The organism is Geodermatophilus sp. SYSU D00700 (genome assembly GCF_054050255.1).
Map to the genome: position 1 here is coordinate 1 of NZ_JBJGZA010000030.1, position 13737 is coordinate 13737.

General features: G+C 78.2%; 11 protein-coding genes. 10 read left to right on the forward strand and 1 reads right to left on the reverse strand.

Annotated elements, in window-relative coordinates:
- Positions 1 to 172: 172 nt before the first annotated feature.
- Complete coding sequence (locus tag ACI79V_RS18265) at positions 173 to 2404, forward strand: MMPL family transporter (protein ID WP_456891453.1); 2232 nt, start codon at positions 173 to 175, stop codon at positions 2402 to 2404.
- 227 nt (positions 2405 to 2631) lie between these two features.
- Here the strand turns inward: ACI79V_RS18265 and ACI79V_RS18270 are convergent, their stop codons facing one another.
- Entirely contained in the window at positions 2632 to 3948 is a 1317-nt protein-coding gene (locus ACI79V_RS18270; RefSeq protein WP_456891455.1) for an alpha-hydroxy-acid oxidizing protein, read from the reverse strand.
- Between the two features lie 190 nt (positions 3949 to 4138).
- On the opposite strand from ACI79V_RS18270, the gene ACI79V_RS18275 reads away from it, so the two are divergent.
- The 9 genes from ACI79V_RS18275 to ACI79V_RS18315 all read left to right on the forward strand — a co-directional run bounded on the left by ACI79V_RS18275 (position 4139) and on the right by ACI79V_RS18315 (position 13736).
- Positions 4139 to 5233 carry a hypothetical protein gene (locus ACI79V_RS18275; protein WP_456891457.1) on the forward strand — a complete coding sequence of 365 codons (1095 nt, stop codon included), beginning with the start codon at positions 4139 to 4141 and terminating at the stop codon, positions 5231 to 5233.
- Between the two features lie 25 nt (positions 5234 to 5258).
- Positions 5259 to 5756, forward strand: coding sequence for a MarR family winged helix-turn-helix transcriptional regulator (locus ACI79V_RS18280; RefSeq protein WP_456891459.1), 498 nt, complete (start codon positions 5259 to 5261; stop codon positions 5754 to 5756).
- A gap of 192 nt (positions 5757 to 5948) precedes the next feature.
- Positions 5949 to 7439: an HAD-IIIA family hydrolase gene (locus tag ACI79V_RS18285; protein ID WP_456891461.1), complete on the forward strand. Its 1491-nt coding sequence runs from the start codon at positions 5949 to 5951 to the stop codon at positions 7437 to 7439.
- A complete protein-coding gene (locus ACI79V_RS18290; RefSeq protein WP_456891463.1) occupies positions 7436 to 8446 on the forward strand; it encodes a glycosyltransferase family 9 protein in 1011 nt (336 codons plus the stop codon). The genes ACI79V_RS18285 and ACI79V_RS18290 overlap by 4 nt, the downstream gene beginning before the upstream one ends.
- Positions 8443 to 9423, forward strand: a complete 981-nt coding sequence (locus ACI79V_RS18295) for a glycosyltransferase (RefSeq protein WP_456891465.1) — start codon at positions 8443 to 8445, stop codon at positions 9421 to 9423. The genes ACI79V_RS18290 and ACI79V_RS18295 overlap by 4 nt, the downstream gene beginning before the upstream one ends.
- Positions 9420 to 10664 carry a glycosyltransferase gene (locus ACI79V_RS18300; protein WP_456891467.1) on the forward strand — a complete coding sequence of 415 codons (1245 nt, stop codon included), beginning with the start codon at positions 9420 to 9422 and terminating at the stop codon, positions 10662 to 10664. The genes ACI79V_RS18295 and ACI79V_RS18300 overlap by 4 nt, the downstream gene beginning before the upstream one ends.
- 20 nt (positions 10665 to 10684) lie before the next feature.
- On the forward strand, positions 10685 to 11350 hold the full coding sequence (locus tag ACI79V_RS18305) for a D-sedoheptulose-7-phosphate isomerase (protein ID WP_456891469.1): 666 nt from the start codon (positions 10685 to 10687) through the stop codon (positions 11348 to 11350).
- Positions 11347 to 12723, forward strand: coding sequence for a D-glycero-beta-D-manno-heptose 1-phosphate adenylyltransferase (gene rfaE2, locus ACI79V_RS18310; RefSeq protein WP_456891471.1), 1377 nt, complete (start codon positions 11347 to 11349; stop codon positions 12721 to 12723). Before ACI79V_RS18305 ends, rfaE2 begins: the two co-directional genes overlap by 4 nt.
- 59 nt (positions 12724 to 12782) lie before the next feature.
- Positions 12783 to 13736 (forward strand): glycosyltransferase family 9 protein, encoded by a 954-nt coding sequence (locus ACI79V_RS18315; protein ID WP_456891472.1) that lies wholly within the window; start codon positions 12783 to 12785, stop codon positions 13734 to 13736.
- Position 13737: the final 1 nt, after the last annotated feature.

The following is a 13737-nucleotide window of genomic DNA, read 5'->3' on the forward strand; positions in this document are numbered from 1 at the left end:
CCCCCCCCCCCCCCCCCCCCCCCCCCCCCCCCCCCCCCCCCCCCCCCCCCCCCCCCCCCCCCCGCCCCCCCCCCCCCCCCCCCCCCCCCCCCCCCCCCCGGCTGGCGGGATCGGCCGGCCCGACCCCGGCCAGCAGAGTCGGGCCCGTCGAACGAGCAGGCGGGAGACCGACGTGGACGTGTCCGGCAACCTGGCGGGCCGGGTGGGGCGGTGGAGCGCGCGGCACCGCAGGGCCGCGGTGGGCGGCTGGCTGGCCTTCGTGGCCCTGGCCCTCCTGGTGGGGCAGCTGGTCCCGCAGGGGGAGCTGACCGCGGCCGAGCAGCGCGTCGGGGCGCCGGCCCGGGCGCAGCAGATCCTCGACGACAACGGCTGGGAGGAACCGGCCTCGGAGATGGTCCTCGTCCAGCGGGACGCCGAGGTCGGGGAGGCCGCCGCCACCGCGGCGCTGACCGACGTCGTCGAGACGCTCCGGCGGACCCCCGAGGTGACCGGCGTGGTCAGCCCGCTCGACGGCGCCCCGCTGGTGTCCGCCGACGCCCGCTCGGCGCTGGTGACCTTCGACGTCGCCGGGGACCGCGAGGACGCCGCGGAGCAGCTGCCCGCGATCGCCGGCGCGCTGGCCGCCGTCGCCGACCGGCACGAGGACGTGCGCGTCGAGCAGTTCGGCGACACCAGCGCCGACCTCGCGCTGGGCGAGGTCCTCGACGCCGACTTCCGGCGCGCCGAGCTGCTGTCGATCCCGATCACCCTCGTCGTGCTGCTGGTGACCTTCGGCGCCGTGGTGGCCGCGCTCGTGCCGCTCGTCTTCGCACTCACGGCGTTCGTCGCCGCGCTGGGGCTGCTCAGCCTCACCAGCCAGGTCTGGCACGTCGACCAGAACGCGCAGATCGTCATGCTGCTCATCGGGCTGGCCGTCGGCGTCGACTACTCGCTCTTCTACCTCAAGCGCGAACGCGAGGAGCGGGCCAGGGGCGCCGGTCCGGTCGACGCGCTCGACGTCGCCGCCGCCACGTCGGGCCGCTCGGTGCTCGTCTCGGGTGTCACCGTCGTGGTGGCGATGGCCGGGATGTTCCTCACCGGGTTCTCCGTCTTCACCGGCGTCGCCTCGGCCACGATCCTCGTCGTCGCGATCTCGGTGCTCGGCTCGCTCACCGTGCTGCCGGCCACCATGGCCTGGCTCGGCGACCGGGTGGAGAGGGGGCGGATCCCGTACCTGCACCGGCGCGACGCCGGCCCGGGCCGGTTCTGGCCGGCCGTGCTCGGCGCCGTGCTGCGCCGCCCGCTGGTCGCCGCCCTGACCGCCGGCGCCGCCCTGGTCGCGCTCGCCGTCCCGGCCCTGGCGATGGACCTGCGCGGCGAGGGCGTCGAGGACCTCCCGCAGGACCTCGCCGTCATCCGGACGTTCGACCGGATCACCGAGGCGTTCCCCGGCGGGCCGGTGCCGGCGGAGGTGGTGGTCGCGGCGCCCGACGTCACCGCCCCCGAGGTCCAGGCGGCCCTGGCCGACCTGCGCGAGCGGGCTCTGGCCACCGGGCAGGTGAACGAGCCGATCGGGGTCGAGACCAACGAGGCCGCCACGGTGGCCGTCGTCTCCGTGCCGCTGGTCGGCGACGGGGAGGAGCAGGCCTCACGCGACGCGCTGGCCACCCTCGCCGACGACGTCGTCCCCGCCACGCTGGGGGAGCTCGACGGCGTGACCGCGGTGGTCACCGGCGACACCGCCTACTCGGTGGCCTTCGACGAGCTCATGGCCGACCGCACGCCTTGGGTGTTCGGGTTCGTGCTGGTGCTGGCGTTCGTGCTGCTGCTGGTGTCGTTCCGCTCGGTCACCGTGGCGGTCACCGCGATCGTGCTCAACCTGCTCAGCGTCGCCGCCGCCTACGGCGCGATGGTGCTGGTCTTCCAGGAGGGCGTGGGGGCCGGCCTGATCGGGCTCGACCGGACCGGTGCGATCGTCAACTGGATCCCGCTGTTCCTCTTCGTGGTCCTCTTCGGCCTGTCGATGGACTACCACGTGTTCATCCTCAGCCGGATCCGCGAGGGTCACGACCGTGGCCTGCCGACGCGGACGGCGGTCGCGCAGGGCATCACCTCGTCGGCGGGCGTGGTCACCAGCGCCGCGGTGATCATGGTGTTCGTCTTCCTGACCTTCGTGACGCTGTCGCTGACCAGCATGAAGCAGATCGGGCTGGGGCTGGCGGTGGCGGTGCTGCTCGACGCCACCGTGGTCCGGGCGGTGCTGCTGCCGGCGGCGATGCGGCTGCTGGGCGAGGCGAACTGGTACCTGCCCCGCTGGCTGCGGTGGCTGCCCGACCTGCGGCACGAGCCGCTGCCCGGGGCCGCGGTGCCCGTTCCGCGGCCGGCGGCCGGCGAGGAGCCCACCCTGGCCGGCACCCGCGACTGAACGACGACGCCGGCCCCGGGGGATCCGGGGCCGGCGTCGTCGTGGGGCGGGGGGCCGGTGCTGGCGGTCTGGCCGCGTGGGTCGATCCCCCCAGCAGTGGGGGGCCAATCGTCTACCGGTGGCCCCCGCCCGACCTCCACTGTGAGCGCCGTCACAGTCGGAGTCAACCCCGGCCCGGCGTGTCGGGACGGGGCCTCCGCGTGGCTCGGGACGACGCGCCTGCGGACCTAGCCGACCCGGCGGAGGGCCTCCGGCGAGAGCTCGGCGACCGAGGTGTGCCCGGTCAGGCCGAGGGTGAGGTCGAACTCGCCGAGGACGTCAGAGACGACCTGCCGCACGCCCGCCTCCCCGGCCAGGCCCAGCCCCCACGCGTAGGGCCGGCCCAGCAGCACCGCGCGCGCCCCCAGGGCGACGGCGACCAGCACGTCGGCGCCGCTGCGGATGCCGCTGTCGAGCAGGACCGGCGCCCGGTCGCCGACCGCGGCGACCACGTCGGGCAGCGCGTCGAGCGCGGAGACCGACCGGTCGACCTGCCGCCCGCCGTGGGTGCTCACCACGATCCCGTCGACGCCCTCGTCCAGCGCCCGGCGGGCGTCGTCGGGGTGCAGCACGCCCTTGAGCAGGACCGGCAGCCGGGTGCGGGACCGGAGCCAGGCGAGGTCGGCCCAGGTGATCGACGGGCGCGAGTAGATGGCCTGGAAGGTCTCGACGGCGGCACGCGGCAGCGGCGAGCGCAGGTTCTCCCGCAGCGGGCCGGGCCAGGCGCGCGCCATGCCGACCATCGCGAGGACCGCCGCCAGCGTCGGCCGCGGCTGGCGGTCGCGCCCGGCGGCCGCACCGGCCTGCGCGGGCGCGGCGTCGCCGGCCTCGGCCACCCGGGCCTCGACCAGCCGCCGGAAGACGGGGTCGGAGGTGTACTGCGCGATCCCCTTGCCCAGCGCGAAGGGCAGGTGCCCGAGGTCGAGGTCGCGCGGCCGCCAGCCGAGCATCGTGGTGTCGAGCGTGACGACCAGCGCCTCGCAGCCGGCCGCCTCCGCGCGGGCGACCAGGCTCTCGACCAGCTCGTCGGAGGTCGACCAGTACAGCTGGAACCAGCGCGGCGCGTCGCCCATCGCCGTCGCGCAGGCCTCCATCGGCACCGACGCCTGGTTGGAGAAGACGAACGGCACGCCCAGCGACGCCGCGGCGCGGGCCACCGCCAGGTCGGCCTCCCGGTGCACCAGCTCCAGGGCGCCGACCGGGCCGAGCAGCAGCGGCGCGGGGATCCGCCGGCCGAACAGCTCCACGGAGGTGTCCCGCGCGCTCACGTCGCGCAGCACCCGCGGGACGACGGCCCACCGGTCGAAGGCCGCGCGGTTGGCCCGCTGGGTGTGCTCCTCGCCGGCGCCCCCCGCGACGTAGGCGTAGGCCCGGGCGGTCAGCCGCTCGCGGGCCCGGCGCTGCAGCGGCCGGGCGGTGGTCGGGACGAGCGGGGAGCGCCCGTACACCCCGGCGCGGTAGACCTCGTTCTGTCGGCGGCGGCCGGTCCCGGCGGCGGAGTCCACGGCGATCACCGTAGTGACCCGGCTCACCCGCTCCCGACCCCCCTCAGCGACACGCCCGGGCGCCGACACGCCGCGCCAGGTCGCGACGCGCGGTCGACCGTTCGTCCCCACGTGGTCACGCGCCGCACAATGGCAGGGCGCCGTCCCGGATCCACCGGGCCGGCGTGCGCGACCGCTCGAGGGGGACACCGTGCCGGTCGGGACCCTGCCCAGGCCCAGGCCGGGGCGCGCGTTCCGCCCCGTCCTGGCGACGGGGCTCTCCGGCCTGGCCGCCACGACGGGCCTGCTGACCGCGCTGCTGGCCGGTGCCGTGGCGCTCGCCGCTCCCGCCACGGCCGCCGACGACCCCGCCCGCCCCGACTCCCGCGTCACGCACGGGCCCAGCTGCCGTCCCGGCGGCGTCGTGGTCGAGGTGACCGCGGGGACGGTCGCCTACGCCGTCACGCTGGCCACCACCCGCGCCCCCGAGGGCGAGGCCTCCGCCGAGCTGCAGCCGGGACAGGTCGCCGTGCTGCGCACGGCGGAGGTGGCCTGGGGTGAGACGGTCGACAGCCGGCTGGAGTTCACCGCCCTGGACGGCTCGGGCACCACCTACGTCGACGAGCTCGAGGGCTTCGTGTTCACCCGGCCCGCCGAGGAGGACTGCGCGGCGATCGCCGTCCCGCCCGGCGGCGGTGAGGTGCCGCCGGTCGCGGGCGCCCCGGCGGTGCCGCCCGCCCCGGACTCCGCGCCCGAGCAGGTCCCGGTCCCGAAGGGGGACGTGGCCCCGGCCCCCGAGGTGGCGCCGCTGCCGGTGCCCGACCCGCCCGCGCCGGACCCCGCTCCCGGTGTCCCGGGCGACGGCGGCGTCTCGCCCGGCGGCGCGGTGGTGGCCTCCGCGGGGCAGGTCACCGCCGGCGACGCGGTCATCCTGATGGGGGCGGGCTTCACGCCCGGCGAGGTGGTCACCGTGCAGGTGGCCGGCGGCAGGGTCCTGGCCTCGGTCGCGGCCGGTCCCGACGGCGAGGTGGAGGCCACCGTGCGCGTCCCGGGCGCCGCCGGCACGACGACGCTCGCGCTGGTCGGCACCGATTCCGAGGTCACCGCCGTGGTCGAGCTGCGCGTGGCCGCCGCGGCCCGCCCGGTCGACCCGGACCCGGTGCCCGTCCCCCTGGTGCTCGCCGGGCTGGCGCTGGTCGTCACCGCCACCGGTCTCGTCCTGAGCGCCGGCCGCCGTCGTGAGCCGTCCGCGCCGTCCTGGCCGGCCGGACCCTCCTGGCCGACCGGCCCGACCGGGAGCGCCTGACGCCGACTTCGGTCACGATGGTGCGATGGGCTCCGAGGACGTGCTGGCTCCCGGCGTCCCGTCCCACCCCGCAGAGCTGGCCGGGGTCGCACCGCGCGCCGCGGAGACCTGGCTGCGGATCGTCCAGGTGCACGACCGGATCACCCACCGGGTCGACTCCGCGCTGCACCGCCAGCACGACCTGTCCCTCACCGCGTTCGAGGCGCTGCGGCGGATCGCCGAGGCACCGGGCGAGCGGGTGACGATGGGCGAGGTCGCCGAGGCGCTCGGGTTGTCGCGGGCCGGCGTCACCAGCACGGTCGGCCGGCTGGTCGAGCAGGGGCTGGTCGTGCGCGAGCGGCGCCCGGGGGACCGCCGGCTGCTGCACGCCCGGCTGACCGACGCCGGCCGGGAGCGGGTGCGCGCCGCCGCGGTCACCCACGACGAGCTCGTCGCCCGCCTGCTCACCCTGCTGGGTGACGACGCCGCCGTGGTCACCGACGCGCTGGCGCGGGTGTCCGCGGCCACCCGCATCCGCCGCTGAGGAGTCCCCCACCCCGCACTGCCGAGTGCGCAGTGGGTGCTGCCCGATGCGGCGTGGCTGCCGGTGTCGCCGACCACGACCGCCCACTCGGGTCACGAGGGCGGGCCTCGCAGGCGGGGCCGGAGGGCGCCGGGCGGGGGAACTTCAAGCCCGTAGTGTTTGCGGACGGGCACGACCGGGCAGGGCGCGATCATGTCCGTGAGCTGCACCGTCGTCGTGCCGACCATCGGCCGGCCGTCGCTCGACGTGCTGCTCGACGCCCTGGCCGCCGCTCCCGGCCCCCGCCCGGCCGAACTCGTGGTGGTCGACGACCGGCCCGCCGGACCCCCGCTGGCCGTCGAGCGCCCCGGTCTGCCGCCGGTCCGGGTGGTGCGCACCGGCGGCGGCGGCCCGGCCCGCGCCCGTAACCTCGGCTGGCGCACCGCCCGCACGGAGTGGATCGCCTTCCTCGACGACGACGTCGTCCCCGATCCCGACTGGTACGAGCGGCTGACCGCCGACCTCGAGGGCCTGCCGGCCGACGTCGCCGGCAGCCAGGGCCGGGTGCGGGTGCCGCTGCCGGCCGACCGGCGGCCCACCGACTGGGAGCGCGGCACCGCGGGCCTGGCCACCAGCGCCTGGATCACCGCCGACCTCGCCTACCGCCGGGCCGCGCTGGCCGCCGTCGGCGGGTTCGACGAGCGCTTCCCCCGCGCCTTCCGCGAGGACTCCGACCTGGCCCTGCGCGTCATGGGCACCGGCGCCCGGTTGGTCCGCGGCGAGCGCGCGATCACCCACCCGGTCCGCCCGGTCGACCGCTGGGTCAGCGTCCGCGTGCAGGCCGGCAACGCCGACGACGTCCTCATGCGCCGGCTGCACGGTCCCGGCTGGCGCGAGCGGGCGCAGGCCGCGCTGGGCCGCCGCCCGCAGCACCTCGCCGTCACCGCGGCCGGGCTCGCCGCGGTGGGCCTGGCCGCCGCCCGCCGGCCCCGCGCCGCGCTCGCCGCCGCGCTGGCCTGGGCGGGCGGCACCGCGGAGTTCGCCTGGGCGCGGATCGCCCCCGGCCCGCGCGACCGGGCCGAGGTCGGCACCATGGCCCTCACCAGCGCCGTCATCCCGCCGCTGGCCACCTGGCACTGGCTGCGTGGCGTGGTGCGGCACCGCCGGGTGACGCCCTGGCGCGGCCTGCCCGACCTCGTGCTCTTCGACCGCGACGGCACGCTCGTGCACGACTTCCCCTACAACGGCGACCCCGCCTGGGTCCGCCCGGTCGACGGCGCCCGCGAGGCACTCGACCGGCTGCGGGCCCGCGGCGTGCAGGTCGGGGTCGTGAGCAACCAGTCCGGCGTGGCCCGCGGGATCATCACCCGCGAGCAGGTCGACGCCTGCATGGCCCGGCTCGACGAGCTGCTCGGCCCGTTCGGGACCGTGCAGGTCTGCCCGCACGGCCCCGACGACGGCTGCAGCTGCCGCAAGCCCGCGCCGGGCATGGTGAAGGCCGCCTGCGCCGAGCTCGGCGTCGAGCCCGCGCGCACCGTGGTGGTCGGCGACATCGGCGCCGACGTCGAGGCCGCCGCGGCCGCGGGCGCCCGCGCCGTCCTGGTGCCCACGCCGGTCACGCGGAGGCAGGAGGTCGACGCCGCGCCGCACCGCGCAGCGACGCTCACCGCCGCCGTCGACGACGTCCTGGCCGGCCGGTGGTGAGCCGCCGCCGGGGCACCGTCCTCGTCGCCCGGCTCGACAACGCCGGCGACGTCCTCCTGCAGGGTCCGCTGGTCCGCGCCGTGGCCGCGAGCGCCGAGCGGGTGGTCTTCCTGGCCGGCCCGGCCGGGGCCGAGGCCGCCGCGCTGCTGCCCGACGTCGACGAGGTCTGGACCTGGGCCTGCCCGTGGATCCTCGGCGACCCGCCGCCGGTCGACGCCGCCGACCTCGCCGCGCTCGCCGCGCGGGTGCGGGCGCTGGCTCCCGACGAGGCGGTGGTCAGCACGTCGTTCCACCAGTCGCCGCTGCCCCTGGCGCTGGTGCTGCGCGTGGCCGGGGTGCCCCGCATCTCCGCCACCAGCGTCGACTACCCGGGCTCGCTGCTCGACGTCCGCCACCGGGTGGACGACGACCTGCCCGAACCCGAGCGGGCCCTGTCCCTCGCCCGCGCCGCCGGGTTCGAGCTGCCGGCCGGCGACGACGGCCGACTCGCGGTGCGACGACCCCTGCCCCCGGTCGCCCACCCGCCCGGCGCCGTCGTCGTGCACCCCGGCGCCTCGGTGCCCGCCCGCGCCTGGCCCGCGGAGCGCTGCGCCGAGGCGGTCGAGGCGCTCGCCGACGCGGGACACCGGGTGCTGGTCACCGGCGGACCGGGGGAACGGGAGCTGACCGCCGCCGTCGCCGGCACCCGCGGCGTCGACCTCGGTGGTGCGCTGACCCTCGCCGAGATGGCCGCCGTCCTCGACCGCGCCGCGGCCGTCGTCGTGGGCAACACCGGGCCGGCGCACCTGGCCGCCGCCGTCGGCACCCCGGTCGTCTCGCTGTTCAGCCCCGTCGTCCCCGCGGTCCGGTGGGCGCCCTACGGCGTCCCCACCGTGCTGCTGGGCGACCAGGACGCCCCCTGCCGCGACACGCGTGCCCGCGTCTGCCCGGTCCCGGGCCACCCCTGCCTGACCTCGGTGACCGCCGCCGACGTCGTCGCCGCCGTGGAGAAGGTGATCGCCGCGTGAAGGTCCTGCTCTGGCACGTGCACGGCTCGTGGACGACGGCGTTCGTCCAGGGCCCGCACGAGTACCTGCTGCCGGTGGTCCCGGACCGGGGCCCCGACGGGCTGGGCCGCGCCCGCACCTGGGACTGGCCGGCCTCGGCGCGCGAGGTGACCCCTCGGCAGCTGCGCGACGAGCACGTCGACGTCGTGGTGCTGCAGCGGGTGCGCGACCTGGAGCTGGTCCGGGAGTGGCTGGGCCGCGAGCCCGGGCGCGACCTGCCGGCGGTGTTCCTCGAGCACAACGCGCCCGGCCTCGAGCCCGGCGACGGCCCGGTGCCCCACACCCGGCACCCGCTGGCCGACCGCGACGACGTCCCGATCGCGCACGTCACCCACTTCAACCGGCTCTTCTACGACAACGGCCGGGCCCCGACGACGGTGATCGAGCACGGCATCGTCGACCCGGGCGAGCGCTGGACCGGCGAGCTGGCGCGGGCCGCCGTCGTCACCAACGAGCCGGTGCGCCGGGGCCGCACGGTGGGCGCCGACCTGCTGCCCGGGCTGGCCGCGGTGGCGCCGGTCGACGTGTTCGGCATGGGCCTTGCCGGCCTGCACGAGCGGCACGGGCTCGACCCCGCGCGGGTGACCCTGCACGACGACCCGCCGCAGGCCGCGATGCACGCCGAGCTGGCCCGTCGCCGCGTGTACGTGCACCCCGTGCGGTGGACGTCGCTGGGGCTGTCGCTGCTCGAGGCGATGCACCTGGGCATGCCGGTGGTCGCGCTGGCCACCACCGAGGTCGTCGAGGCGGTCCCCGCCGGCGCCGGGGTGGTCTCCACCCGGCCCGAGGTGCTCTGGGACGCCGTCGCCACGTACCTGCACGACGAGGACGCCGCCCGGCTGGCCGGCAAGGCGGCGCGCGCCGCCGCGCTGGAGCGGTACGGGCTCCCTCGCTTTCTCCGTGCTTGGGATGCGCTCCTCGAGGAGGTCACCCGATGAGGACGCTCCGGACCGCCGGCGGCCCGCTGCGCATCGACCTGGTCAGCGAGCACGCCTCGCCGCTGGCCGCCATCGGCGGGGTGGACGCCGGCGGGCAGAACGTGCACGTCGCGGCGCTCGCCGCGGGCCTGGCCGCACGCGGCCACGAGGTCACCGTGCACACCCGCCGCGACGACCCCGGCCTGCCCGACGAGGTGCCCACCACCGACGGCTACGTGGTCAGCCACCTCACGGCGGGGCCGGCCGCGGTGCTGCCCAAGGACGACCTGCTCGGCCACATGCCGGCGCTGGCCGCCGCGCTGCGCGCCCGCTGGTCGGTCGCGCCGCCGGACGTCGTGCACGCGCACTTCTGGATGAGCGGGCTGGCCTGCGTCGAGGCCGCCGGCAGCCTGCTCACCCCGGTGCCGGTGCTGCAGACCTTCCACGCCCTGGGCTCGGTCAAGCGCCGGCACCAGGGCGACGCCGACACCTCACCGGCGCAGCGGGTCGAGCTCGAGCGGAGCCTGTGCCGGGCGGTGGACCACGTGGTGGCCACCTGCAGCGACGAGGTCTTCGAGCTGCGCCGCCTGGGCCTGTCCCGCGACCGCGTCTCGATCGTGCCCTGCGGCGTCGACACCACGGAGTTCACCCCGCGCGGCCCGGTCGCGCCCCGCTCGGGCCGGCCGCGGCTGCTGGTGCTGGGCCGGCTGGTGGAGCGCAAGGGCCAGGAGGACGCCGTCCGCGCGCTGGCCGCCGTCCCCGGCGCCGAGCTGGTGGTCGTGGGCGGGCCGCCGGCCGGCGCGGTCGACGCCGACCCCGAGGTCCGCCGGCTGCGCGCGGTCGCCGCCGAGGTGGGGGTCGCCGACCGGCTGTGCTTCGCCGGGTCGGTGGCCCGCGCCGACGTGCCCGCGTGGGTCCGCTCGGCCGACGTCGTCCTGGCGGTGCCCTGGTACGAGCCGTTCGGCATCACCCCGCTCGAGGCGATGGCCTGCGGCCGGCCGGTGGTCGCCACCGCCGTCGGCGGGCTGCAGGACTCCGTCGCCGACGGCGTCACCGGCGACCTGGTGCCGCCCCGCGACCCGGCCCGCCTCGGCGAGGTGCTCGCCGCGCTGCTGGCCGACGACGCCCGGCGCGCCGCCTACGGGTCGGCCGGGGTCCGGCGGGCCCGCGCCCGCTACCGGTGGGCCCGCGTGGCCGCCGACACCGAGGCCGTCTACCGGCAGGTCCTGTCCACCCGGCGTCCCGTCGAGGCCGTCCGATGAGCGCCCCTGGAGGTCGCCCCGTGAGTGTCGCTCCCCACTCGGCCGGCGAGGTCGTCTCGCCCGACTCGTGCACGCACCTGACCGGCCGCGACCACGTCGCGTCGCTGCACGCGGCCATGCGCAGCCTCGACGCCTCGGTCGACACCCTCGACCGGTGGGGGCGGCTGCTGGCCGACGTGCTGTGCGGCGAGTCGCGCGGGCGGCTGCTGGCGGCGGGGAACGGCGGCAGCGCCGCGCAGGCGCAGCACCTCACCGCCGAGCTGGTGGGCCGCTACCGCGCCGACCGGCCGCCGTTCTCGGCGATCTGCCTGACGGCGGAGACCTCGTCGCTGACCGCCATCGCCAACGACTACCCGGCCGACGAGCTGTTCGCCCGCCAGGTGGAGGCGCACGGCCGCGCCGGCGACGTCCTGGTGCTGCTGTCGACGTCGGGCCGCTCGCCCAACGCCGTCGCCGCGGCCCGGCGGGCCCGGGAGTGCAGCATCACCGTCCTGTCGATCACCGGCCCGGCGCCCAACCCGCTCGCGGCCGCCTCCGACGAGGCGGTGTGCATCGACTCCCCGTGGACGGCGACCGTGCAGGAGTGCCACCTGGTCGCGCTGCACCTGCTGTGCGCGGCCTTCGACGCCGCGGTGCTCGCCGAGCCAGCCCGGGTGCCGCAGTCCCGGCTCGGGGTGGCGCGGTGACCCGGCCGCTGGTGGTCGTCGGCGACGCGCTGCTCGACGTCGACCTGGTCGGCACCGCGTCGCGGCTGAGCCCCGACGCGCCGGTCCCCGTGGTCGAGGACGTGGAGATCCGTGAGCGCCCCGGCGGCGCCGCGCTGGCCGCGGTCGTCGCGGCGCAGGCCACCGGGCGCGAGGTCGTGCTGGTCGCGCCGATCGACGACGACGAGGGCGCGGCGCGGCTGCGGGCGCTGCTGGCCGGGCGGGTGCGGCTGGTCGCGGTCCCGGCCGCCGGCGGCACCGCCGTCAAGCAGCGGGTGCGGGTGGGCGACCACTCGGTGGTGCGGCTGGACAGCGGAGCGCCCGCGGCCATCCTCGGCGAGCTGCCCGCGGAGGCCGTCGAGGTCATCCGCGGCGCCGCCGCCGTCCTCGTCGCCGACTACGGTCGCGGCACCACGGCCGACCCCGCCGTCCGGGCCGCGCTGGCGGAGGCGCGCGGGCCGGTGGTCTGGGACCCGCACCCGCGCGGCGCCGACCCGGTGCCCTCCGTGCGGCTGGTCACGCCCAACGCCGCGGAGGCCGCGCGGGTCGCCGCGGCCGCGGGCACGACGCCCGGCGGCGACGGGCTGGCCGCGGTCGGCGCGCGGGCCGAGGCGCTGATCCGGCACTGGGGGGTGGGCGCGGTCGCGGTCACCCTCGGTGCCCGCGGCGCGCTGCTGTCCTACGGCGAGGGCGCGCCCATGGTCGTGCCCGCCGTGCCGGTGACCGGCGGCGATCCCTGCGGCGCCGGCGACTCCTTCGCCGCCGCGGCCGCGCTGGCGCTGGCCGACGGCGCGGTGACCGGGGAGGCGGTGGCCGCGGCGGTCGCCTTCGCCGGGCGCTTCGTCGCCGCGGGCGGGGCGTCGGCGTGGGACACCCCGGCGACCCGCGAACCGAACGTCGCCGCGGACGACGGCGTCTCGGCGCTGCTGGCCCAGGTGCGCGCGACCGGCGGCACCGTGGTCGCCACCGGCGGTTGCTTCGACCTGCTGCACCCCGGGCACGTCGCGACGCTGCGCGCCGCCCGCGGTCTCGGCGACTGCCTGGTCGTGTGCATCAACTCCGACGACTCGGTGCGCCGGCTCAAGGGCCCGTCCCGGCCGCTGGTCACCGCCGCCGACCGGGCGCGGGTGCTCGAGGCCCTGGAGTTCGTCGACGCCGTCGTGGTCTTCGACGAGGACACCCCCGCCGAGGTGCTCGACCGGCTGCGGCCCGACGTCTGGGCCAAGGGCGGCGACTACGCCGGGGCGGACCTGCCCGAGGCAGCGGTGCTCCGGCAGTGGGGCGGGCAGGCCGTCGTCCTGCCCTACCTCGACGGCCACTCGACCACCGCCCTGGTCGAACGCTCCCGGGTGTGAGTGGTCCTCCTCCCGTGGCCTTCCGCGGTAGTGCACGGGACGGGCGGCCGGTGGCGGTCGTGCTGCGGCCCCTCGGGCTCGGGGACCTGCTGACCGGGGTCCCGGCCATCCGGGCCGTGCGCGCCGCGGTGCCCGGCCACCGGCTGGTCCTGGCGACGACGTCCGCGCTGGCACCGCTGGCCGGGCTGGTCGACGCCGTCGACGAGGTGCTGCCCGCGCGCGAGCTCGAGCCGCTGGACTGGGCCGGGCCGCCGCCGGAGCTGGCCGTCGACCTGCACGGCAAGGGCCCGGCGTCGCACGTCGTCGTCGCCGGCCTGCGCCCGGCGCGGCTGCTGACCTTCGCCAGCCCCGGCTACCCCGGCCCGGCCTGGTACCCCGACGAGCACGAGGTCGCCCGCTGGTGTCGCCTGGTCTCCGAGGGGCTGGGGGTCCCCGCCGACCCCGACGCGCTCGACCTCGCCGTCCCCGCCGTGCCCCCGCCGGTGACCGGGGCGGCGCTGGTGCACCCCGGCGCCGCCTTCCCCGGCCGCCGCTGGCCGGCCGAGCGGTTCGCCACCGTCGCCCGGTGGCTGGCCGACGCCGGGCACGACGTGCGGGTCACCGGCGGCCCGGCCGAGCGCGACCTGGCCGCCGCCGTGGCGCGCGGCGCGGGCCTGCCCGACGAGGCCGTGCTCGCCGGGCGCACCTCGACCCTCGAGCTCGCCGCCACCGTCGCCGCCGCCCGGGTGGTGGTCAGCGGAGACACCGGGGTGGCGCACCTGGCGACGGCGTACCGCCGTCCGTCGGTCGTGCTGTTCGGGCCGGTGTCGCCGGCGCTGTGGGGGCCGCCGCCGCGACCGCAGCACGTCGTGCTCTGGCACGGGGACGGCACCGGCGACCCCTGGGGAACCGAGCTCGACCCGGCGCTGGCGCGGATCACCGTCGCCGAGGTGACCGCGGCCCTGGACGGCCTGCTCGGACACGACGGGAGCGGCCCCGCCGTGCCGTGCACGACGGGGCCGCTCGCCCGCTGAC

Bases quoted from the DNA above. Each gene is read 5' to 3' on its own strand.
- ACI79V_RS18300 (WP_456891467.1), top strand. From the start codon at position 9,420: ATGAGGACGCTCCGGACCGCCGGCGGCCCGCTGCGCATCGACCTGGTC.
- ACI79V_RS18285 (WP_456891461.1), top strand. From the start codon at position 5,949: ATGTCCGTGAGCTGCACCGTCGTCGTGCCGACCATCGGCCGGCCGTCG.
- ACI79V_RS18280 (WP_456891459.1), top strand. From the start codon at position 5,259: ATGGGCTCCGAGGACGTGCTGGCTCCCGGCGTCCCGTCCCACCCCGCA.